At 72.5% G+C, this 21,015-nt stretch carries 15 protein-coding genes; 10 read left to right on the forward strand and 5 right to left on the reverse strand.

Annotation, left to right across the window (positions count from 1 at the left end; all coding sequences use genetic code 11):
* Nucleotides 1-299: 299 nt before the first annotated feature.
* The 4 genes from NQZ70_RS41620 to NQZ70_RS41635 all read left to right on the forward strand — a co-directional run bounded on the left by NQZ70_RS41620 (nucleotide 300) and on the right by NQZ70_RS41635 (nucleotide 6,224).
* The gene (locus tag NQZ70_RS41620) at nucleotides 300-1,391 is read left to right on the forward strand and encodes a hypothetical protein (protein ID WP_129579175.1); all 1,092 of its coding nucleotides are present in this window, start codon (nucleotides 300-302) and stop codon (nucleotides 1,389-1,391) included.
* A 337-nt stretch (nucleotides 1,392-1,728) separates the two neighbouring features.
* Nucleotides 1,729-2,700, forward strand: a complete 972-nt coding sequence (locus NQZ70_RS41625; protein ID WP_237244531.1) for a protocatechuate 3,4-dioxygenase — start codon at nucleotides 1,729-1,731, stop codon at nucleotides 2,698-2,700.
* A gap of 226 nt (nucleotides 2,701-2,926) precedes the next feature.
* Nucleotides 2,927-4,210 carry a diaminopimelate decarboxylase gene (locus NQZ70_RS41630; protein WP_129579176.1) on the forward strand — a complete coding sequence of 428 codons (1,284 nt, stop codon included), beginning with the start codon at nucleotides 2,927-2,929 and terminating at the stop codon, nucleotides 4,208-4,210.
* A 91-nt stretch (nucleotides 4,211-4,301) separates the two neighbouring features.
* Nucleotides 4,302-6,224, forward strand: coding sequence for a bifunctional UDP-sugar hydrolase/5'-nucleotidase (locus NQZ70_RS41635; protein WP_129579177.1), 1,923 nt, complete (start codon nucleotides 4,302-4,304; stop codon nucleotides 6,222-6,224).
* Between the two features lie 161 nt (nucleotides 6,225-6,385).
* Here the strand turns inward: NQZ70_RS41635 and NQZ70_RS41640 are convergent, their stop codons facing one another.
* Nucleotides 6,386-8,491: a hypothetical protein gene (locus NQZ70_RS41640; protein ID WP_129579178.1), complete on the reverse strand. Its 2,106-nt coding sequence runs from the start codon at nucleotides 8,489-8,491 to the stop codon at nucleotides 6,386-6,388.
* A gap of 172 nt (nucleotides 8,492-8,663) precedes the next feature.
* Nucleotides 8,664-9,578 carry a prephenate dehydratase domain-containing protein gene (locus tag NQZ70_RS41645; RefSeq protein ID WP_129579179.1) on the reverse strand — a complete coding sequence of 305 codons (915 nt, stop codon included), beginning with the start codon at nucleotides 9,576-9,578 and terminating at the stop codon, nucleotides 8,664-8,666.
* 504 nt (nucleotides 9,579-10,082) lie between these two features.
* On the opposite strand from NQZ70_RS41645, the gene NQZ70_RS41650 reads away from it, so the two are divergent.
* A complete protein-coding gene (locus tag NQZ70_RS41650; protein ID WP_237244532.1) occupies nucleotides 10,083-10,724 on the forward strand; it encodes an RNA polymerase sigma factor in 642 nt (213 codons plus the stop codon).
* Nucleotides 10,725-10,736: 12 nt separating this feature from the next.
* Here the strand turns inward: NQZ70_RS41650 and NQZ70_RS41655 are convergent, their stop codons facing one another.
* On the reverse strand, nucleotides 10,737-11,186 hold the full coding sequence (locus tag NQZ70_RS41655) for a helix-turn-helix domain-containing protein (protein ID WP_061622109.1): 450 nt from the start codon (nucleotides 11,184-11,186) through the stop codon (nucleotides 10,737-10,739).
* A 441-nt stretch (nucleotides 11,187-11,627) separates the two neighbouring features.
* Between NQZ70_RS41655 and NQZ70_RS41660 the strand changes: the two genes are divergently transcribed.
* The gene (locus NQZ70_RS41660; RefSeq protein ID WP_129579182.1) at nucleotides 11,628-12,203 is read left to right on the forward strand and encodes a hypothetical protein; all 576 of its coding nucleotides are present in this window, start codon (nucleotides 11,628-11,630) and stop codon (nucleotides 12,201-12,203) included.
* A 97-nt stretch (nucleotides 12,204-12,300) separates the two neighbouring features.
* Here the strand turns inward: NQZ70_RS41660 and priA are convergent, their stop codons facing one another.
* Nucleotides 12,301-14,742: a primosomal protein N' gene (gene priA, locus NQZ70_RS41665; RefSeq protein WP_129579183.1), complete on the reverse strand. Its 2,442-nt coding sequence runs from the start codon at nucleotides 14,740-14,742 to the stop codon at nucleotides 12,301-12,303.
* Between the two features lie 480 nt (nucleotides 14,743-15,222).
* Here priA and NQZ70_RS41670 point away from each other — a divergent pair, with 480 nt between their 5' ends.
* Nucleotides 15,223-15,822 (forward strand): DUF2231 domain-containing protein, encoded by a 600-nt coding sequence (locus NQZ70_RS41670; protein ID WP_129579184.1) that lies wholly within the window; start codon nucleotides 15,223-15,225, stop codon nucleotides 15,820-15,822.
* Nucleotides 15,823-15,879: 57 nt separating this feature from the next.
* Here NQZ70_RS41670 and NQZ70_RS41675 read toward each other — a convergent pair whose 3' ends face one another.
* Nucleotides 15,880-17,367 carry a serine/threonine-protein kinase gene (locus NQZ70_RS41675; protein WP_129579185.1) on the reverse strand — a complete coding sequence of 496 codons (1,488 nt, stop codon included), beginning with the start codon at nucleotides 17,365-17,367 and terminating at the stop codon, nucleotides 15,880-15,882.
* A gap of 232 nt (nucleotides 17,368-17,599) precedes the next feature.
* Between NQZ70_RS41675 and NQZ70_RS41680 the strand changes: the two genes are divergently transcribed.
* The 3 genes from NQZ70_RS41680 to NQZ70_RS41690 all read left to right on the forward strand — a co-directional run bounded on the left by NQZ70_RS41680 (nucleotide 17,600) and on the right by NQZ70_RS41690 (nucleotide 20,749).
* Nucleotides 17,600-18,589, forward strand: coding sequence for a helical backbone metal receptor (locus NQZ70_RS41680; protein WP_129579186.1), 990 nt, complete (start codon nucleotides 17,600-17,602; stop codon nucleotides 18,587-18,589).
* Nucleotides 18,590-18,680: 91 nt separating this feature from the next.
* The gene (locus NQZ70_RS41685) at nucleotides 18,681-18,947 is read left to right on the forward strand and encodes an acyl carrier protein (RefSeq protein ID WP_012239660.1); all 267 of its coding nucleotides are present in this window, start codon (nucleotides 18,681-18,683) and stop codon (nucleotides 18,945-18,947) included.
* Nucleotides 18,944-20,749, forward strand: a complete 1,806-nt coding sequence (locus NQZ70_RS41690; RefSeq protein WP_129579188.1) for a fatty acyl-AMP ligase — start codon at nucleotides 18,944-18,946, stop codon at nucleotides 20,747-20,749. The genes NQZ70_RS41685 and NQZ70_RS41690 overlap by 4 nt, the downstream gene beginning before the upstream one ends.
* The last annotated feature ends 266 nt before the right edge of the window (nucleotides 20,750-21,015 follow it).

Raw genomic sequence — 21,015 nt, forward strand, 5'->3', positions numbered from 1 at the left:
CGCGCCGTACCGGCCGGCAAGGACCGGGCAGCGCTCGACAGGCCGAGCAGAACACCCGCGGGCGCTCGGCCCGATCCCGCCGGTCGACCGTCGATTCGAATCGACCTGAGCACCAGCGCAAATTCAACTCTCGCGTCGCCGTCGCTCAAAAAGAAATAGTTCTAATTGACAACAAAATAGCGCAACGGTATTCCCATTGGCGGTTCAACGCCTTGGAGACGGCGCTCCTCTGCGCGTCGCGCCAGCTCGACGAGAGCGATCCACGGTCAGGACATAACTTAGGTCAAGGAGACTTCTGTATGAGCGAAAAAAAAGAACCCGCGGCTCGTGATCTGCTCGGCGGGGTCGACCGGCGGCAGGTGCTCATCAAGCTCGGCGCGTTCGCCATCACCGTGCCCGTGCTCGGCGCGTGCGGGGATGAGGGGTCGGCCGGCTCGGAGACCGGAGGCGGCGGAGGCGCCGGAGGCTCCGGGGGCACCGGCGGGAGCGGCGCGAGCACCACCAGCGCGAGCACCACCAGCGCGAGCAGCGCCGACGCGAGCACGAGCGTGGGCACCGGGGGCGCGGGCGGCGCAGGCGAGGGCGGCAGCGACACGGGCGTGGGGGGCATGGGAGGCGGCGGCGGCGGCGACAGCCTCATCCCGCCGCCGTTCGACGACGTGCCGATGTGCAGGGCGCAGAACAAGACGGACGGCGCCGGTCAGGGCCCCTTCTTCATTCACGAGCTCGAAAAGAACGACGACATCTCCCTGGTCCGACAGGACATTCGTGGTCGCTACAACGAGAGCGCCGCGCCCGGCGTGGAGATGCATCTCCACCTGCGCGTGCTCGACCTGAGCAAGCCCGACTGTGATGGCAAGGGCGTGGGCGTGCCGGACGTGGACGTCTACATCTGGCACACGGACGGACAGGGGTTCTACAGCGGCTTCGGGGCCAGGGGCTCTGCCAACGAGCAGAACCCCGACGCGCCGTACGCGGGCAGGCCGAGTCAGAACAACCTCGACACCACTGAACGCTTCTGTCGCGGCGTGCAGACCACCGACGCAAACGGTGTCGTCTCGTTCCGAAGCATCTTCCCCGGCTGGTACAACGGCCGCGATGTCCACATCCACTTCGTCTGCTTCAAGAAGGGCTCGACGTCGAAGGGTCGCGTCACTTACCAGGGTGGAGACCACATTTTCACGACGCAGTTCTACTTCGATCCCGCCTTCACCGACTCCGTTCATACCAAGTACGAGCCGTACAAGGCGCGCACCACCGGCAATCTGGCGACGGCGTACGCAGGCGCCATCAAGGCCGACGAGCCGGGCAACAGCGGTCTTCGTGCCAAGGCGTGGATGGAAGGGGACGTCGTGGTCGCCCAGATGCAGATCGCCGTGACTCCGACCTAGAGCGCGGCACGGCTGTTCTCGACGAGAACAAGACCGATGCCCCCGCGCCTGGGCGCCCTCGCCCGAAGTGGTGCGTGCGCCGCGAGCCTTTCGAAATCTCTCCAGACGAACAACGTGTCTTCGTTGGCTCGAGCGATCTCCGCGCTGAAAGGCAAGGGAAGCTCGGTCGGGGAGGCGCCCCCGCGCTCTCTGAATCGGCCACGCGAGCGGCAAGCGCCGAGATCCCCCTCGCCTCCGCACCACCCGCGGAGGCGCCGGCCCCGATGCCCACCAGCGCTCCCTAGCAGGTCACCGACTTATCCAAGGAGATTATCTTATGCGCGACAAGAAAGATACCGTGACTCGTGATCGTCCTGGTGAGGTCGTCGATCGGTGGCAGGTCCTCATGAAGCTCGGGGCGCTCGCCGTCACCTCGCCCGTGATCGTGTCGTGGGGCGACGAAGTGTCCAACGACGCGGGCTTCGGCCGCGGAGGCGCCGGCCGCGGAGGCACCGGCATGGGCCGCGCGAGCACCAGCGACGCGAGCACCAGCAGCGCGGGCACCGGAGGCGCGGGCGCCAGCAGCGCGAGCACCAGCAGCGCGGGCACCGGAGGCGGCGGCGCGGGCACCGGAGGCGGCGGCGCGGGCGTCGGCGGCGTGGGCGCAGGGGGTGTCGACGCGATCGATCCTTGGATCTTCGAGAACGGCGCGCGCTGCAACCTGACCGCCACCGACATCGAGGGGCCGTTCTTCATCGACGACAGCGAGATTCCGAACGACATCAACCTTTTCCGCAGCGATCTCCGCGACGGTCACCGCGGCTGCGAGCTCCGGCTCTATCTCCGCCTGCTCGACGGCCGGAACGACGGCGAGCCGATCCCCGACGCCGAGGTGTACATCTGGCACTGCGACGCGGACGGCCGTTACAGCGGCTTCAACAACCAGGATCCCTCCACGCCGGACACGGGAGCGCTCGAGCGCGCGCCGGAGCACCTGGACCGCTTCTGCCGCGGCGTCCAGCTCACCGACCGCAACGGGATCGTGGGCTTCACGTCGATCTGGCCCGGATGGGACGGGAGGCGCCCCGTCCACGTTCACCTGGTCGCTCGCATCAACGGCCAGACGACCCGGCTGATCACCACGCAGCTCCATTTCGATGCCGAGTTCAGCCGGCAGGTGTACCAGGCAGAGCCGGCGTACGCGGGGCGCTCGACGAACATCCCGGCGTCCAGCCTCCACCCGCCGTCGGACAGCCCGGCCATGCCGAGGATGCAGTACATCCCCGGCCTGGTCACCGGCATTCTCAACATCGTCGTCGGCCGCGCCTGAGCGCACGGGCCCCCGGCGGTGCTCGGGGCGGTGCGCCGCCGCCCGAGGCCGACTCGGGATCTCCCTTGATCTGCCCGGGAGGCGCCCGGGCCCTGTGTGCCGGGCGTCTCGTGACATCCTGGAAACAAGGCAACCCTCCTGTTCGCCGCACGCGCGCGGCGCCGCGGGGCGTCGCGCGGGGCGGACAATCGCTCTCCCGGCTGGCAGACTGCGGTAGGGAGGTCCGATGAGCGACACGGATCGGCTGGAGCCAGCGAGCATGGCGCGCGCGTTCCGCGAGGCGCGGCGCCGCGGGATGGATGTGGAGCCTGCGGTCCTGTTCCACGACCTCGGGCGCATGCGGGCGCGGATCGGGCGGATCGGCGCGGCGTTCCCGCCGGGCGCCCTCCACGCGGTGGCGATCAAGGCGAACCCGCTCGTGGAGGTCCTGCGCGCGGCGGTCGACTGCGGCGCGGGGCTCGAGGCGGCCTCGCTCGAGGAGGTGAGGCTCGCGCTCGCCGCCGGCTGCCCGCCCGGCCGCATCGTCTACGACTCCCCCGCCAAGACGCGCGCCGAGATCGCGGAGGCCCTCCGCTTGGGCGTGCGGCTCAACGCCGACAACCTCGACGAGCTGGAGCGCATCGACGCGCTCGTCCGGCCCGAGGGGGCGGCCGGCCGCATCGGGCTGCGCATCAACCCGCAGGTCGGGGCGTCCAGCATCGCCATCACCAGCGTGGCGGACCGGCGCTCCAGGTTCGGGGTCCCCCTCGAGCAGGCCGACGCGGTGCGCGCCGCCTTCGCGCGGTATCCGTGGCTCGCCGGGCTGCACGTGCACGTCGGCTCGCAGGGGTGCGCGCAGGCGCAGCTGATCGACGGGATCCGCCGCGTCGAGGCGCTGCGCCAGGAGATCCGGCGCGCGCGGGGGTCGGACGCCGCCTCGGTCATGGATATCGGCGGCGGGCTGCCGGTCGCCTACCGGAGCACGGACCGCCCGCCCGCGCTGGAGGACTACGCGGCCGCGCTGCGCCGCGAGGTGCCGACGCTCTTCGAGGGCGGGACCACGCTGATCACCGAGCTCGGGCGCTGGGTCCAGGCGGGCTGCGGCTTCGCCGTCTCGCGCGTGGAGTACGTGAAGAAGGACTCGGCCGGGCGCACCGCGATCCTGCACCTCGGGGCCGATTTCTTGCTGCGCCGCGCCTATCACCCGGACGACTGGCACCACGACTTCGTGGCGCTCGACCCCGACGCCGCGCCGAAGGAGGGGCCGCTCTCGCCGTGCATCCTCGGGGGGCCGCTGTGCTTCGGCGGCGATGTGCTGGCCCGCGACCTCCCGCTGCCGGACCTGTCGCCCGGGGATCTCGTGCTCATCTGCGACACGGGCGCGTACACGTTGAGCATGTGGTCTCGCCACTGCAGCCGCGGCATTCCGGCGGTGCTCGGCGTCGACGGCGGCGACATTCGGGTCCTGCGGGAGCGCGAGCGGCCGGAGGACGTCGTCGCGTTCTGGAGCCGTGGCCGCGGCCAGCCATGAACGCGCCGCGGTGTGTTCACACGGCTGTTTCCACGCGAACCCAGCATATGAGAGCCTGGTGCGGCGAGCGCGGCGGAGTGGAGGAGCGGAGATGAGAGCGAGCGGTGCTTCCGGAGCCCTGGGGAGATGCGCGCGGGCGTGGCGGGTCACGCTCCTTGGCGCCCTGCTGTGCGTGCCTCCGATCGCCGGCACGGGCTGCGGTGACGACGAGCCAATCGGCCCCAGCGAGGCGTCCGGCAGCACCGGCAGCACCGGCAGCACCGGCAGCACCGGCAGCGCCACGGGTACCGGCTCGGGCGGCGGTGGTTCAGGGACCGGCGGTGCCGCCGGCACCGGCGGGCAGGGCGGCGGCACCGGCGGGCAGGGCGGCGGCACCGGCGGCGCAGGCGGCACCAGCGGCGGCGACACCGTGAGCGTGCAAATCCTCGCCTTCAACGACTTCCACGGCAACCTGGAGCCCCCCTCGGGTAGCAGCGGCAGGATCACCTTGCCCGACGAAACGCAGGTGAACGCGGGCGGCGCCGCCTACTTCGCGTCGCGCGTCGCCGCGCTCCGCGCCACCAACCCGAACACCGTGGTGGTCTCGGCCGGCGATCTGATCGGCGCGAGCCCGCTCGTGTCAGCGCTGTTCCACGACGAGCCCACCATCGAGGCCATGAACCTCCTCGGCCTCGACATCAACGGCGTCGGCAACCACGAGTTCGACAAGGGCACCGCGGAGCTCCTCCGGATGCAGCATGGCGGGTGCAGCCCAGTCGACGGCTGCGCCGACGGCTCGTTCTTCGCCGGCGCGAGCTTCCAGTTCCTCGCCGCCAACGTCGTCGTGGACACGACGACCGGCAAGACGCTCTTCCCGCGTTACGACATCCGCGAGTTCGACGGCGTGAAGATCGCCTTCATCGGCATGACGCTCGAGGGCACCCCGTCGATCGTGACGCCGGTCGGCGTCGCGGGGCTGTCGTTCATGGACGAGGTCGACACGGTGAACGACATCGTCCCGGAGCTCCAGGCGCAGGGCATCGAGGCGATCGTGGTGGTGCTCCACGAGGGGGGGCTCCCGACAGGCCACTTCAATGAGTGCCCCGACATCTCCGGCCCGATCATCGAGATCGCCACGAACGTCGACCCCGCCGTGGATGTGCTCGTCACCGGGCACACGCACCAGGCGTACAACTGCCTCCTCGGCGACAAGATCGTGACGAGCGCGGCGTCGTTCGGGCGGCTGGTGACCGACATCGATCTGGAGATCAGCAGGACCACGGGCGAGGTGACGGCGAAGACGGCGAACAACGTCGTCGTGACGCGCGACACGCCCGACGCGGCCGTGGAGGCCCTGGTGACGCGCTACAAGGACCTCTCGGCGCCGCTCGCCAACGTGCAGGTCGGCACGATCACCGCGACGCTCGACCGCGCGGTCCCGGCCACGGGCTCGGGGCTGTTCGCGATGGGCGCGATCATCGCCGACGCCCAGCTCGCCGCCACGCGCGAGGCGAGCAAAGGCGGGGCCGAGGTCGCGCTGATGAACCCGGGCGGCGTCCGCGCCGACCTGACCTACGCGGCCTCGCCAACCGAGCCCACGGACGGGGTGGTCACGTTCGGTGAGATCTTCAGCGTGCAGCCCTTCGGCAACAGCCTGGTCGTGATGACCCTCACGGGCGAGCAGATCGACCAGCTGCTGGAGCAGCAGTTCCGGGTGGACTCGACCGGCACGCCGCGGAGCCTGATCCTCCAGGTGTCGGACGGCTTCACGTACACGTACAGCCAGAGCGCGCCCATCGGCTCGAAGGTCGACATCGCCTCGATCCGGATGAGCGGCGTCCCGATCGAGGCGGCGCGGACCTACCGCGTGACGGTGAACAGCTTCCTGGCCACCGGCGGCGACGGCTTCACCGTGCTCAACGACGGCGCCGATCGCCTCGGCGGCGCCCTCGATCTGGACGCCCTGCGGGACTACTTCGCGGCGCGCTCGCCCGTCGCGCCGCCCGCGCTCGACCGGATCACGGTCGTGCCCTGAGCGGGAGCCTCGCCGCCGACGAACGAGCCGTTCGTCAGCGGCGAGACAGGGGGAGAGAAGAGGGGACTGAACGACAGAGGCACAGAGGGCACAGAGGAAGATAGGACAAGATATTTCCTCTCTCTTCTGTGCTTCTGTGGTCGTTCTCCTTAGCTAACGGCTCACCGCTTCATCGCGCCGGGGCGCGGAGGCCACGCCATCCGCTGCTCGCCCGCGAGCTCGGGCGAGCGGTGGATGGCAGGGGACGCCGCGAACGACGCGCCCGCCTGACCACCGTCGCCCGCGACCCGCCTCGGCCACCAGTTCATGCTGAGGTGGATGTGATGATGGTGATACGGCCACCCATCGCCGTACGCCATCCGGTCCGAGAAGCTCGCGAGCTCGCCGTCGGTGATTTTCCTCGGGTCGCTGGCCGGAAGGGCGTTCAGCTTCTCGGCGGTCTTCGAGAGGAACGGCGCGATGATCTTGTCCACCCCGATGACGCGCGTGCGCGCCGAGCGGAACAGCCTGGCCATGAAGAACGCCTCCCGCTCGAGATCGACGATGTGCTTCCGCTTCGCCGCCGACGAGCAGTACCCGTCCTCGTGCTTCGACCCGTCCCCGCAGATGATCTGCCCGTCGTTCGACCCGTCCGTCTGGAAATACGCGATGTCGATGTTGCCCCCCTGGTCGTGCGTCGACTCGGGGTGGCGCGGGTCGTCGACGTCGTATCCGGGCGTGACGCCGTTCATCTGGCAGACGTCGATCAGCGAGAGCGGCGCCGTGCCAGGGAACGCCCGCAGCGTCTCGGAGAGCGCGTCGCGGACGAGCATGATGAGCTCGCGCCGCGCGAAGCGGTAGTTGCTGAAGGTCTCCCAGACGTAACCGCCGCCGACGACCGAGTCGTCCGGATCCGGGAACGGGAACGGCAAGAGCCCGCTGCCGCCGTCGCCGAAGCCGGCGCACTCGTCGAACGAGAAGCCGGCGCCCACGCAGCTCGGGCCGTCGACATAAGGATACGAGGTCACGTCGAGATCATAGGCGTTCTGCCCCCCGTCGTAGCCGACGACGCGGACGAGGTACTCGGCGCCGCCTCGCTCCGAGTAGAACCCGTAGAACTCGGTGTTCGTCTCCTGATCTCGGTACGAGTACGGGTACTGCTCGCCGTAGCGCGAGCCGAGCAGGCGGCCCTCGCCGTCGTACGCCACGAGATCGATGTCCCCCGCCGCGTGACGGAACCGGATGCCCACGCGGACGATGGTCCGCTCCGGCACCACGATCCTGAACCAGTCCTCGTCCCCCTCGCACAGGGTGAGCTCCTTCGTGACGCCCACGGGCGCGCTCACCGCCGATCCCGCGTCGTCGTTGGGCTCCAGCGCGTCGCCCTCGGACTCGCACGCGAAGGCGTCCTTGCGGCACACGCCGTCGTCGCAATGGCTGCCTCTCGGACACCAGCCGGACGGGACGTCCGGCGAGCACGCGATCTCGTCCGATACGCAGAGCTCTCCGAGACAGGTCGCGCCATCCGGGCAGGTCGCGGCGGCGTCGCAGCCGGCGAAGCACGCGGACCCGTGCGCCTCGTCGATGACGTGGCACACGTAACCCGGCCGGCAGTCGAGATCGCTGCCGCAGGTGTTCATGCACACGGGCGCGCCGTCCTCGGCCGCAGGGAAGCAGCCCGCCTCCGGCCCGCACTGGTCGTCGCTCTCGCAGTCGAACGCGAGGCAGTACCCCTCGACCCAGCCGTTCGGCGCCGCCGGGTCCGCGTCGCGGTAGCAGGTCGCGCCGGGCAGCGAGCACGCCTCGTCCGCGTCGCAGGCCGCGCCCACGCGCCCGGGGCCCACCGTGTCCTCCGCGCACGCCGCGCCGCAGGCCGCGTTGCACCCGTCGCCGCGCCGAGGCGAGCAGAGGCCGTGACGGTTCTCCACGCCCTCGCAGGTCTCGGGATCGTACACGGGATAACACACCCCCGTGTCCGTCAGGATATCCGTGTCGAAGCAGCGCGAGCCGGGCGCGCAGCCCGCCTCGCTGTTCGGCGCCGCGCACGGCCCCTCCGCGCGCTGCATGCAGATGCCGAGCATGCAGACGGCCGCGTCGCCGTCGCAATCCGCATCACAGCTGCAGCGCGCGCCGGCGGGGTTCCGCTTCGGCCCCGCCCCGCCGCGCAGATCGCCGTCGCCGTCGCCGTCGCCCGGCGGCGCCAGCCTCCATGGGCCCAAATCACACGCTTCCAGGGAACCCATGAGCGCCGGCACAACCACGAAGAGCCATTGCCAACGTAGATTCATGTCACCTCGCCTGTCGATGAACGCAAGATCGCTCGCGGCGAGCGTTCTAGTCGCAGGCGAGGCGCGACTGGCCATCGAAAAGAGCAGAGGAGTCACGCAGGCCACCCCGCGCGAGGATATTTCCAGCTTCGGAGCGGCGTTGTTCCGCCCGCCGGTGGGGGCGCCTACTCGGCTATTCGTACTTCTGGCTGACGCGGAACGAGCCGAGCGAGCGCACGCCCGTCGCGTGCTGCTCGAGCTGCGCGAGGGCGTCCCTGAACGCGGGCTCCTCGGTGCTGCCCTCGCACTCGACCAGGAAGAGGTACTCCTCGGGGCTGTCCGGCAGCGCGCGCGAGACGATGCGCGTGAGGTTGATATGGTGTCTCCCGAGCGCGGACAGCGCGGCCACCAGCGCGCCGGGGCGGTGGTCGAGCCCGAAGAGGAGCAGCGTCCGCCCGCCCTCGGGCGGCGGCTCGGCGGCCCTGCCGACGATGAAGAAGCGCGTGATGTTCTCGCCCTTCACCCCGAGCTTCGGCACGAGGATCTCGAGCCCGTAGATCGCCGCCGCGCCCTTGTTGCCGATCGCCCAGGCCTCGCCGTCCTGCGCCGCGCGCTCGACCGCCTCGGCGGTGCTCTCCGCCTCGAGGATCTGCGCGTCGGGGTAGTTCGCGCGCAGCCAGTCGCCGACGTGCTTGAGCGGGACGAAGTGCGAATAGATGCGCTTCGGCGCCGCGCCCGGCCTGCCGAGCAGCGACAGCGTGACGTGCAGCGAGAGCTCCTCGCACACGACGAGCGGCGCGCCCGTGCCCTCGCGGCGGATCAGCTGATCTACGGTGTCGTAGATCGGGCCGCCCACCGCGTTCTCGATCGGCACGATGCCGTAGGTCGCCGCGCCGCCGGCCACGGCGTCGAACACCTCCGAGATGGTGCGCCGGGGCGTGAGGTCCGCGCTCGCGCCGAAGCGCCGCGACGCCACCTCGTGGCTGAACGTCCCCGGCCGCCCGAAGTAGGCGACCCGCGGGCGCGGCGCCGGGGCCTCCCCCGCGTCGCCTGCCCCCGCCGCCTCGCCGCGGCGCGCCGCCCCCGGCCCCTCCGCGTCAGCCGACATGGGGGATGGGCGCCTCGCCAGAGCCCGCGCGCGCGATCGCGACACGCCCCCAGCGGGGCGCGAGCGCCCGCCGCGGGGCCGGCATCCTTCGGTGGAGCGAATGCATCGAGCCCGCCGTCTACCGGCGCGGCGCCGTGGCGTCCAGCGAGGAAAGCGGGCCTCGGCCGGCTTCGAAGGCGCCGCGCCCGGCCGCGCCCGCGCTGGGCCACCGAGAGCGCGCGCCGCCGGCCCGCTGAACGAGCGCGGCCGGCGCGACGCACGGTCCCCGCCGCCGGAGCCGGACGATGAACGATCGTTACATCTCGGAAACCATCGTCGAGCGACGCATTTCCGAACGATTCGGCCTGTATCCGCGCAATACGCACGAGAGCGAGCCCTCGACACGGCAACCACCCCCACCCACATCAACCTACCTGAAGCCTACCCGAAAGAGCGAAATTCTGCCTGGGATCGCTTCGGTCGCGTTTTGCAAGTTTGGTTTCTTGTGATAACGATCGTTACGCAATGCCGGGCACAGGGCACGGAAGCGACGGTGGAATGCCGCCGAACGACAGGGAAGGGGCTTACTGGCGGCTCTTCAACAAGAAAACGATCGTGCTCGTACGGCGCTGGCTGCGCCTCCTGGGGGTGCCGCGCCGAGATCGCCGGGACGTCGCCCAGAACGTGATGCTCGCGGCGCACGAGAGCTTCTCGAACTACGACCCCGCGCGCGGCCCGCCCGACCGCTGGCTCAACCGGATCGCGGTCCACACCGCCTCCCACTACGCAGAGCGCGCGCGGCGCCGCGTGGAGGAGCCGTTGCCGGACGACTTCGACGCGGAGCTCGAGGAGCCGTCGGCCGAGGAGCAGATCATCTCGGAGTGCGATCGCCTGTTTGCGCTCTCGATCCTCCGGGAGCTCGACGCCGAGCTCGGCGCCGTCCTCGTGGCCCACGACATCGAGGGCGTCCCGATGGCGGATTTCGCGAACCAGTCCGGAATCCCCCTCTCGACGGCGTACAAGCGGCGTACGCGCGCCCTCGCGGCGTTTCAGCTCCTGGCCGCGCAGCGGCTCGCGGCGATGGACGGGATAGACCTTCAGAGCAGCGGCCTGCTCGCGCCCCGCTCGCCGCCGATGCTCGTCCTCATCTCGTCCGCGCGGCCGTGACCGCGCATGGGCTCATCGCCCGGGCTTCCGGCTCGACGACGGGGGGGAGGAGCCGCGCGAGCCGCGCTCCTCGGGCCGCGGCCGGGAGCGCGGCCGCCCGCGCTCCGGATCATCGTTGATGAGGGCGAGGATGGCCTGCTTCTTCGGCGAGTCGTCCGGCTCGATCAGCAGGAAGAGGAGCGCCTCCTGGAGCGCCTCGGGCGCGCGGTCGAAGCGATCGGCGACGACGGCGGAGACCGGGCTCCGCCCGTCGCCCGGCAGGAGGAGCCGAGCATCGCAGTTGAGCCCCTGTGCGATGAGCGCCAGCGCGCCGAGCCCGAGATCGCGCTCCCCGCGCTCCACCTGCCGCAGGTACGTCGCAGAGAGGCGCGCCTTCTCGGCGAATTCGGCGTAGCTGAGGCCGTGCAGCAGCCGGAGCACGCGAATGGCCCGACCGACCTCTTTGGGAAGCGCATCGCCCATGGCCGGCGCAGCCTATCAACTCCCGCCGCGGCCAGAAAAGGACGATCGCATCTTTCTCTCGCCCTCCGCCTCTCGCCCTCCGCGACGGCGCGCGTCGATGCGCCGTTACTTACTTTAACTGATTCAGCTCCTCCACGAGCGCCCGGGAGTGCGCGTTCTCGCTCTTTTCGAACACCATGTTGACGACGACGGACGCGCGGCGCACGTGAGCTTGGCGCCGGGCTCGCGCGCGGCTCGAGGGGATTCGCGCCGGGTCGCCGCCCGACGCGCGGGTCCACATCGGGCCGCGGCCCGGCCCCGCCTCGGGCCGCGCCGGATCGCCGCTCGGCCAGCGTCCGTTGCGACCGCGGGGCGCTTCTGTCATTCCTGGCGAGCCGTGGTCCCGGAGGTGCGCTATCCCGAGCGCCCGTCTCGGCCCCTCGGGGCACGGCGAGGGCATCGATGATCCGTCTGGAGCTATCAGGAGAGCACACCCGGCTGCACTCGACGCTGTGCGGCCAGTGCCCGCAAGGCCCCGCGGGGTGCTGCGTCAGCCCGCCCGAGCTCGACTGGACGGACATCGGGCGCATCGTCTCCCTCTCCGGCCGCGGCTGGCTGCTCGAGCAGATCGCCGCCGGCAACCTGCTCCCCGCGAGCCGCGGGCTCGAGCTCCGGCGCGTGCGCAAGCGGGAGGGCCCCACGGCCCCGCGGCGCTCGAAATGCGTCTATCACGGCGCGCGCGGCTGCACGATCCCCGCCGAGCGGCGGGCGGCGACATGCAACTACTTCCTCTGCGAGGACGCCTTCGCCGAGCGCGTCGACGACCACGCCGACCCGGCCTCGGCCGCGAGCCGCCGGGCGCACGCGCTCCTCCGCGAGGTGTACGGCCGCTGGGACCGCGAGCTCGCCGAGGCGATCGCCTCCCGGCCGGAAGGGCCGTCGTGGGACGCGGCGTTCCTCGACTGGCTGGGCGCGGAGTTCGAGCGGCTCTCGAGCGCGTCCCGCGGCGAGCTCGCCGAGCTCGCCGCGCCGGGGTAGCGCGCAGCGGGCGCGGCGGGCGCGGTCGCCTGGCGGCGCCGCGCAGCGGGCGCGGCGGGCGCGGTCGCCTGGCGGCGCCACGCGGCGGGCGCGGCGGTCACAGCATCGCGACCGGATCCACGTCGATGATCACCCGCGCGTTCCGGTCGATCCCGTCCCGCATCAGCCCGGTGAGCGCCGCGAGCGTTCCCCGGAGCGGCCCGCGCTCGCGCGCCCGGAGGAGCACCCGGAACCGGTACCGCCCGCGCAGGCGCGCGATCGGCGCCGCCGACGGCCCGAGCACCTCGACGCGCCGCGCGAGCCCGTCCGGACACGTGCGCGCGTGGGCCGCGAGCCTCGCCGCGGCGCCGCGGCCCACGCCCTCGTCGACCGCGTCGATCCGGATCAGCGCGAGGCGCGTGGCCGGCGGGTAGCCCACCTCCTCGCGGTCGCGGATCTCCCGATCGAGGAAGCCCGGCACGTCGTGCGCTGCGGCGAACGCGATCGCCGGGTGCTCGGGGTTGCGCGTCTGGATGAGCACCCGGCCCGGGCGGTCGCGCCGCCCCGCGCGCCCGGCCACCTGCACGAGCAGCTGGAAGCCGCGCTCGGCCGCCCGGAAATCCGGCAGCCCCAGCGCGGCGTCGGCGTTCACCACGCCGACCAGGGTCACGTTGGGCAGATCGTGGCCCTTCGTGACCATCTGCGTGCCGACCAGGATGTCGATCTTGCCCTCGCGCATCCTCGCGAGGATCGCCTGCGAGCGGTCCTTGCCCGCGACGTCGCGGTCGAGGCGCGCCACGCGCGCCTCCGGGAACGAGGCGGCGATCGTGGCCTCGAGCCGCTCGGTGCCGAGGCCCTCGAGCAGCAGGGTCCGCGAGCCGCACGACCCGCAGCGCTCCGGCAGCGGCCCCGCGTAGTCGCAGTAATGGCAGCGCAGCAGCCCGCCCTGCGGCCGCTCGTCGAGCGGCGCCGCCGGCCCCGGCGCCGGCGCGCCCGCCGGCGCCTGCGGGCGCGCGTCGCGGCGCCGCCCGCGGTGGTAGGTCAGCGCGACCGAGCACGCCGAGCACGTCGTCAGGTTCCCGCACGAGCCGCAGACGACGCTCGGCGCGAAGCCGCGGCGGTTCAGGAACAGGATCGCCTGCTCCTTCGCCGCGAGCGTCCGCTCGAGCGCGCGGTGCAGCGGCAGCGAGATCAGCGGGTCGCCCGAGGGGCCGGCGCCGAAGCGGCGGAGATCGACCAGGGTGACCTCCGGGAGGCTGGCCTCGCGGTGCGCGCGCTCCGGCAGGCGCAGCTCGACGAGCTTGCCGCGGCGCACCAGCGCGACCGACTCGATGGAGGGCGTCGCGGAGCCGAGCACGCACACCGCCCCGGCGCGGTGGGCGCGGAGCAGCGCCATGTCGCGCGCGTGGTAGCGCACGCCCTCCTCCTGCTTGAACGAGCCGTCGTGCTCCTCGTCGACGAGGATGAGGCCGAGATCCGGCACCGGCGCGAACAGGGCGGAGCGCGCCCCGATGGCGACGCGCACCTTGCCGCCGTGGAGGCTCGCCCACATCGCGTGGCGGTCGGCGTCGCTCAGCCCGCTGTGCAGCACGGCGAGCTCGTCGCCGAAGCGGGCGCGGAAGCGCGCGACGAGCTGCGGGGTGAGGGCGATCTCCGGCACCATCACGAGCGCGCCGCGGCCGCGATCGAGGCAGCTCTTGATGGCGCGCAGGTACACCTCGGTCTTGCCCGAGCCGGTCACGCCGAAGAGGAGGAACGCGCTCGGCCCGGCGGGCCGCGGCTCACGCGGGGCGGCCCCGCGCGCCTCCGCTCCTCCGGGCGCGGACGGCGCCGCTCTTCCGGGCGCGGACAGCGCCGCGAGCGCCGCGTCGATCCGCGCCGCGGCCTCGGCCTGCGCCGGGTTGAGCTCGGGGGGCACGTCGCGCTCCTCGGGGAGGCGGAAGAACGGGTCGCGCGGCGGCTCGCGCTCGTCGAGGGCGACGAGGCCGCGCTCGGCGAGCTTCTTCAGGGCGCTGCGCGCGTTGCCGTAGCGCTCCTCGAGCCGCGCGACCGGCTGCTCGCCGTTCGCCCGGAGCAGCGCGAGCACCGCGGCGGCCTGCCCGCGGAGCGTGCCCGGCTCCTCGACCGCGTCCGTCGCGCTGGCGTACGCCACCTTGCGGCCGCCCACCTGCTTGGCCCGGCCGAGATCGAGGACCCCGCCGAGCTCGCCCTGCGCCTTGAGCGCCCGCACCTGCTCGCGCTCGATCGCCGGCAGCGCGAGGCGGAGCACCTCCCCGATCGGCGCGAAGTAGTACGCGGCGAGCTCCTGCAGGAACGAGAGCAGCTCCGCCGGCAGCGCCGGGCGCGCGTCGACGAGCGCCGCGAGCGGCTTGATCTTGGACGGGTCGATGGCCGCGCTGCGCTCGCTGACGGCGAGCACGACGCCGAGCAGCTTGCGCCGGTGGAACTCGCAGAGCACGCGCGCCCCCGGCCGCACCTCGCCGGCGAGCGCGGCCGGCACCTCGTAGGTGAAGGCCTGCGAGAGCGGGACGGGCACCGCGACGTCGGCGAGGAGGGGCATCGCTCCGGGAGGCCGCGCGCGGCGCGGCACGGGCGAGATACCAGAGAACGCCGCTCAGGACGAGGAATGCACGGCACGGGCGCGCACGGTGCGCCCGTGCAGTCCCGCAAAGCGGGCAAAAAAAAGCGCCGCCGGGGCCTCGGGGGGGGGGAAGGCCGCGCCGGCAGCGCTGCCCGGACATAGAGCACCGTCCGTGCCATCTCTGCTGTTCGCGATCTGAACGGATTTCGTTCCAGATGAGGCACTCCTGGATTTCGAATCTGAAATTTCAGCGATGCACCGTTGCAGAAGCGAATTGCGCCGGCGTGCCCGCGCATCGCGCCGGCAGGCACCGCGCGAGGGGGTGGGAACGCCCGAGCCGCTCCGGTGGGGTCCGCCGATTGCTCGGCGTCCGGGTCAGGGGGTTCACCGCTGGACGGTCGGCGGGGCGGGCGCCATGCGCTGGAAATGTGCGCGATGAGGCGCCTGCGAGGGGGGAACATGATCGGAACCGCGGTCTTGGAAGGAATCGAGGGGCAGGACTGGATCGACCGGATCGCCGACCCGCTTCAGCGCGGCATCCAGTCCGTCCTGAGGCGAGCGCCCGTGGTCGCGAAGGTGCTCCACGGCAAGTTCCTCGGGCACCCGCTGCATCCGGTGCTGGTGACCATCCCCATCGGCGCGTGGTCCTGCGGGCTCGTGCTCGACCTTGCGAGCATCGGTCGCCGCGGGCGGCGGCTCCATCGGGGAGCGGACGCGAGCACGGCCATCGGCCTCGGCGGGGCGCTCGTGGCCGCCTTCGCGGGGCTCGCCGACTGGAGCACCACGCTCGGCCCGGCGAAGCGGATCGGGTTCGTCCACGGCGCCATGAACCTGGCGATCGCTGGCGTGTACGGCGCCTCGCTCGCCTCGCGCGCGAGCGGGCTGCGGCCCCTCGGGATCGCGCTGTCGACCGCGGGGTTCGGCCTCGCGGGCGCGAGCGGCTGGCTGGGGGGAGAGCTCATCTACCGCTACGGCGTCGGCGTCAGCCAGGACGCGTGCGAGCGGAGGCCGGAGACGCAGGTGCCCGTGCCCGAGGCGCCGATCGCCGAGGTCGGTTGACGGAGCGGCGACGGGCGCCGCCGGTGCGCCGCTCCAGCGGGCTGGCGGGCCGCGGAGCTATCGCGCCGCGAGGTAGCAGGCCGCGATGCAGAGCGCGGCGAGGGCGAACAGCAGCGCGCAGTGCAGGAGCAGCGGCGCGAGCCCCTGCCGCTCCGGGGGAGCGAGCGGACGCTGCGGCTTGCCCCAGGGCGACGGCGGCTCGACCGCGGCCCGCACGGCGAGCGCCCCGCCCTGCGCGCCGGCCGCCCAGGCGAGCTGCATGGCGGCCTCCCTCGCCGCGGGCGCCGCCTCGCTCGCCTCGGGCACCACCGCCTCCCCCGCCGCCGCCTCGTGCCTCGCCGCGGGCGTCGCCACATCCCGCGCGAGCGCCGCGCCGGCATCCATCGCGCGCGGCGTGGCGGCCGCCGTCGCGACCGGCTCGATCACCGCGGGCGGACCGAGCTCCAGCGCGCGCACCGCGCGCTCGCGCGCCCGGCGGGCCGCGACCATCTCCATGCCGAAGTTGTCGCGCAGCCACGCCCCGAAGCGCAGCGGGCTCGCCGTCAGCTCGGCCGCCGCCGCGTAGGCGGCGACGTCCCGCAGCATCGCCGCCGCGCTCGGGTAGCGATCCTCGGGCGACTCGGCGAGCGCCCGCGCCACGATCGCGTGGAGCGCCGCCTCGTCGGGGAGCCCGCGCTCCGCGAGCGGCGGGATCTCCGCGCGCCGCGCGAGCTCGAGCAGCTCGACGCGCGCCTCGTCCTTGGAGAGCGCCGCCCCGGGGCCCGCGCTGTACATCCGCCGGCCGGCGAGCAGCTCCCACAGCAGGATGCCCGCCGCGAAGAGGTCGGAGCGCGCGTCGAGCGCCTCGCCGCGGGCCTGCTCCGGGCTCATGTAGCCGGCCTTGCCCTGCAGCGCCTCGTCCAGCGTCCCGCCGCAGCGCTCGTGCGCGCGGGCGATGCCGAAGTCGCAGAGCTTGATCTCGCCCTCGAAGCTCAGGAGCACGTTCGACGGCGAGACGTCGCGGTGCACGACGCCCTTCCGGTGCGCGTAGGCGAGCGCCTGCAGCGCCTCGGCGATGATCAGGAGCGAGAACGCGACCGGGAGCTTCACCTTCTGGCGCGCGCAGCGGCGGAGCAGCTCGCGCAGGTCGAACCCCTCGACGTACTCCATCGCGATGTACAGCGCGCCGTCCTCGCGGCCGAGGTCCTCGACCTGCACGATGGACGCGTGGCGCAGCCCCGCGGCGAGCCTGGCCTCGCTCGCGAGCATCTCCACGAAGCGCGGATCGTGCGCGAACTTCGGCGCGACCTCCTTGATGGCGACGAGGCGCGCGGCGCCGAGATCGGTGCGCACCCGCGCCAGGTAGAGATCGGCCATCCCTCCCTGGCCGATGTGGTCGAACAGGGTGTAGCGGCCGATCCGGCACGGCAACGGCCGCCCGCCGCGGGACGCCGCCCGGCGCAGCGGGCGCTCCTCGCGGCCGGCGCCGCCGGCGAGCGGCGGCAGGCCGGAAGGCGGGTACGGGAGCGTGCCTCCGCGACGCACATCGAGGCGATCGATCTGCACGACCCCTCCTCGCAGACTTCGCGCGGACGGGCCAACTAAGCGCGCGCCGCCCGGATGCCCGGGCGCCGCCCCGCGGGCCCAGAGGGCCGGCGCGAGGCGGTAACTATCGGATCTCTGTGGATTTTTCGTCCAGCACCGCCGCCCTGACGCCCCCGCCCGCGCCCCCGGCGCAGCGCGCGGCGCGCGGCGCCGATCGCGTGCAGCGCGCGCGGCGGCGGGCTACATCCGGCGCATGACGTTCAGCGCAGGCTGGGGACAGCCATTTGCCGGATCGTTCATCCGCATCGTCGACGACCGGGGGCGCCGGCACGAGTGGCGCACCCCTCCGCGCCGCATCGTCTCGCTCGTGCCGAGCGACACCTACTCGCTCGTCCGGCTCGGCGCCCAGGGCCGCCTCGTCGGCCGCACCCGCTACTGCGTCGCGCCCGCGGGGGACGTCGAGGGCATCGAGCTCGTCGGCGGCACGAAGGACGCCGACGTCGATCGCATCGTCGCGCTCGAGCCCGACGTCGTCGTCGCGAACCAGGAGGAGAACAGCAGGCGCGACATCGAGCGCCTCGACGCGGCGGGCCTGCGCGTGCTCGTCTCGTTCCCGAGGCGGGTCGCCGACGGCGTGGCGCACCTCGCCCGGCTGGCGCGCCTGCTCGGGCACGGCGCGAAGGCCGCGCCGGCCGCGCCCCCGGAGGGCGGCGCCCCGGCCCCGCTGGAGCCGCCGCCCGCCGCGCGCGAGCAGGTCGCGGCCGCCTACCGCGCCCACGCCGCGGCCGAGGCGCTGCGCGGCGAGCGCCCGCCGCTCCGCGCCTTCGTCCCGATCTGGATGGACCCGCTGATGACCGTGCACGGCGACACCTTCATCTCCGACATGCTCAGCCTCGCCGGCGCGCAGAACGTCTTCGCGGATCGGCCCCGGCGCTACCCGCTCGCGGCCGACCTGGGCAAGGCGCCGCCGCTCCCGCCCGAGCGCGTCCAGGGCCGCGACGACCGCTACCCCCGCGTCACCCTCGACGAGGTCGTCGCCCGCGCCCCGGAGCTCGTGCTGCTGCCCGACGAGCCGCACGCCTTCACCGACGCCGACGCGGAAATATTTCGCTCCCTCGACATCCCCGCCGCGCGCCGCGGCCGCGTGATCCGATGCGATGGCAAGGACCTCATGTGGTATGGCGCGCGGGCGCTCGAGGGGCTCAATCGGCTGCGAGAGATCATCGACGCCGCCCGTCCCTGATGCACGGAGCGATCGTCCGTTCAGGGGGCGCGGGCGCCCGCGGCCGAGCAAGCCCCTCCTCGCCACGCCGCAGTTGGGGTAGGACCGTATGATGACGTGGACACGGGAGACGTTGCGGGCAGAGATCATCCAGCTCCTGGAGGGACACACGGCCGGCGAGGTGAAGATCGAGGAGTCGAGCCATCTCGTCGCCGATCTCAGCCTCGACTCGCTCGGGGTGATGGAGATCGTCGCGGACATGGAGGATAAGTTCGACCTCTCGATCCCCGACGACATGTTGCGCGAGGTCGACACGGTCGCCGACGTCGTCAAGGCCATCGAGCTCAGGCTCAAGAACGAAGGAAGGCTCTCGGGATGACGGCTGTTTGGAAAGCGCGGACGGTCGCACAGGCGATCGAGGACGCAGCGGCGAGCACGAAGACGGGCTATCGCTTCATCGAGGAGTCGAGCGAAAACGAGCCGTTCTTCACGCATGGCGGCATCGAGCGGGCGAGCGCGCGCCTCGGCGGCGCGCTCCAGGCGCTCGGGCTCCAGAAGGGCGATCGTGTCGCGTTGATCCTGCCGGACAACGCCGACTTCATTTTCGCCTTCCTGGGCGCGATCCGCGCGGGCGTCGTCCCGGTGCCCATCTACCCGCCGACGGGCCTCGGCAAGCTCACCGGCTACCTCGAGAACACGCTGCACATCGTCGCGAAGAGCGGGGCCAAGGTCCTGCTCACGAGCGGCGAGATCAAGCGCATGCTCGGCACGATCCAGGCGCAGGCGCCGGAGCTCCAGCAGATCGTGGCGGTGGAGGGCATCCGGGGCTCGCGCGAGGAGCTCAAGCCGGTGAAGGTCGAGCTCGACGACGTGTGCTTCCTGCAGTTCACGAGCGGCTCGACGTCGCGGCCGAAGGGCGTGGTGCTCACGCACGCGAACCTGGCCGCGAACGTGCGGGCGATCGTGGAGCTCGGCCTGGCGGTGCGCGAGTCGGTGGACACCGGCGTGTCGTGGCTGCCGCTCTACCACGACATGGGGCTCATCGGCTTCGTGATCGCGCCGCTCTACCACGTGAACACGGTGACGTTCCTGCCCCCGCTCCTGTTCCTGAAGCGGCCGGTGCGCTGGCTGGAGACGATCACGCGCCACCGGGGCAACGTGTCGTTCGGGCCGAATTTCGCCTACGCGCTCTGCGTGAAGCGGATCCGGGAGCAGGAGATGGCGGGGCTCGACCTGTCGACGTGGCGGGTCGCCGGCTGCGGCGCCGAGCCGATCCGGGCGGACAACCTGCGCGCGTTCGCCGAGAAGTTCGCGCCGGTCGGGTTCGACGAGAAGGCGTTCGTCTGCTCGTATGGCATGGCCGAGAGCACGCTGGCGGTGTCGTTCAGCGCGCTCGGGACCGGGCTGCAGACCGACGCGGTGGACGGCGAGACGCTGTGGAAGGAGGGCAAGGCGGTGCCCGTGCCGGCCGACAGCGACGGGGCGTCGTCGCTCGTGCAGTGCGGCTCGGCGTTCGAGGGGCACGAGATCGCGGTGTTTGCGTCGGACGACGCGGAGAGCGCGCGCCCGCTCGGCGACCGCGAGGTCGGCGAGCTGCGGCTGCGGGGGCCGAGCGTGATGCCCGGGTACTTCAACGACCCGGACCTGACGAAGGAGGCGTTCGCGGGCGGCTGGCTGCGGACGGGCGATCTCGGGTACCTCGCGGAGGGCAAGGTCTATATCTGTGGGCGCTCGAAGGAGGTCATCATCGTCAACGGGCGCAACTACTACCCGCAGGATCTCGAGTGGGAGGCGAGCCGCGTCGCCGGGGTCCGGAAGGGGAACGTGATCGCGTTCGGGACGATGAAGCCGCACAACGACCGCGAGCGGGTGGTCATCGTGTTCGAGACGACGGCGTCGGACGAGCAGGAGAAGCAATCGCTCAAGGGCGAGGTGCGCCGCGTGGTGCAGCAGGCGATAGGGCTCACGGTCGACGACGTTGTGGCGGTCGGGGCAGGCGTGCTGCCGAAGACGTCGAGCGGGAAGCTCCAGCGGAGCAAGACGCGGGAGCTCTACGAGAACGGGGAGCTCCTGATCCGGAGCTCGTCGCGCGACGGGGACCGGCTGGACGCGGCCAAGGAGTTCGCCAAGAGCCAGATCAACTACTTCCGGCACGCGATTTTCCGCGGGCGCGGGGGGTGATCCGGGCGGCAGCGGGATCCGAGCAGCAGGGGCCGCCGGAGGGGGCAGGGAGCGCGTGCGGCGCGCGCGGGGCCCCGCCGGACTCGCACGCGCCCTGGGCCTTACCCTGCGGGTAAGGCCCAGGGCGCGTGCTCAGACATCGGCCCGTCCCCACGCGCGCCGCACGCGCTCCCTGCCCCCTCCGGCGGCTCAAGGCCGCGAAGGAGGCGCTGCGCCGCGGCTTGCTGGAGAGTGGCGGCTTGCTGGATAGCGACGGCTGTTCGTGC

It is taken from the genome of Sorangium sp. So ce836, assembly GCF_028553905.1.
In the GTDB taxonomy this organism is placed as follows: Bacteria; Myxococcota_A; Polyangia; order Polyangiales; family Polyangiaceae; genus Sorangium; species Sorangium cellulosum_D.

What these genes read in the sequence shown, in the direction of transcription:
- NQZ70_RS41690 (WP_129579188.1), top strand. Translation starts at nt 18,944, where the DNA reads ATGACGGCTGTTTGGAAAGCGCGGACGGTCGCACAGGCGATCGAGGAC.
- NQZ70_RS41635 (WP_129579177.1), top strand. Translation starts at nt 4,302, where the DNA reads ATGAGAGCGAGCGGTGCTTCCGGAGCCCTGGGGAGATGCGCGCGGGCG.
- NQZ70_RS41685 (WP_012239660.1), top strand. Translation starts at nt 18,681, where the DNA reads ATGACGTGGACACGGGAGACGTTGCGGGCAGAGATCATCCAGCTCCTG.
- NQZ70_RS41680 (WP_129579186.1), top strand. Translation starts at nt 17,600, where the DNA reads ATGACGTTCAGCGCAGGCTGGGGACAGCCATTTGCCGGATCGTTCATC.
- NQZ70_RS41650 (WP_237244532.1), top strand. Translation starts at nt 10,083, where the DNA reads ATGCCGGGCACAGGGCACGGAAGCGACGGTGGAATGCCGCCGAACGAC.
- NQZ70_RS41640 (WP_129579178.1), bottom strand. Translation starts at nt 8,491, where the DNA reads ATGAATCTACGTTGGCAATGGCTCTTCGTGGTTGTGCCGGCGCTCATG.
- NQZ70_RS41645 (WP_129579179.1), bottom strand. Translation starts at nt 9,578, where the DNA reads ATGTCGGCTGACGCGGAGGGGCCGGGGGCGGCGCGCCGCGGCGAGGCG.
- NQZ70_RS41670 (WP_129579184.1), top strand. Translation starts at nt 15,223, where the DNA reads ATGATCGGAACCGCGGTCTTGGAAGGAATCGAGGGGCAGGACTGGATC.
- NQZ70_RS41630 (WP_129579176.1), top strand. Translation starts at nt 2,927, where the DNA reads ATGAGCGACACGGATCGGCTGGAGCCAGCGAGCATGGCGCGCGCGTTC.
- NQZ70_RS41620 (WP_129579175.1), top strand. Translation starts at nt 300, where the DNA reads ATGAGCGAAAAAAAAGAACCCGCGGCTCGTGATCTGCTCGGCGGGGTC.
- NQZ70_RS41655 (WP_061622109.1), bottom strand. Translation starts at nt 11,186, where the DNA reads ATGGGCGATGCGCTTCCCAAAGAGGTCGGTCGGGCCATTCGCGTGCTC.
- priA (WP_129579183.1), bottom strand. Translation starts at nt 14,742, where the DNA reads ATGCCCCTCCTCGCCGACGTCGCGGTGCCCGTCCCGCTCTCGCAGGCC.
- NQZ70_RS41660 (WP_129579182.1), top strand. Translation starts at nt 11,628, where the DNA reads ATGATCCGTCTGGAGCTATCAGGAGAGCACACCCGGCTGCACTCGACG.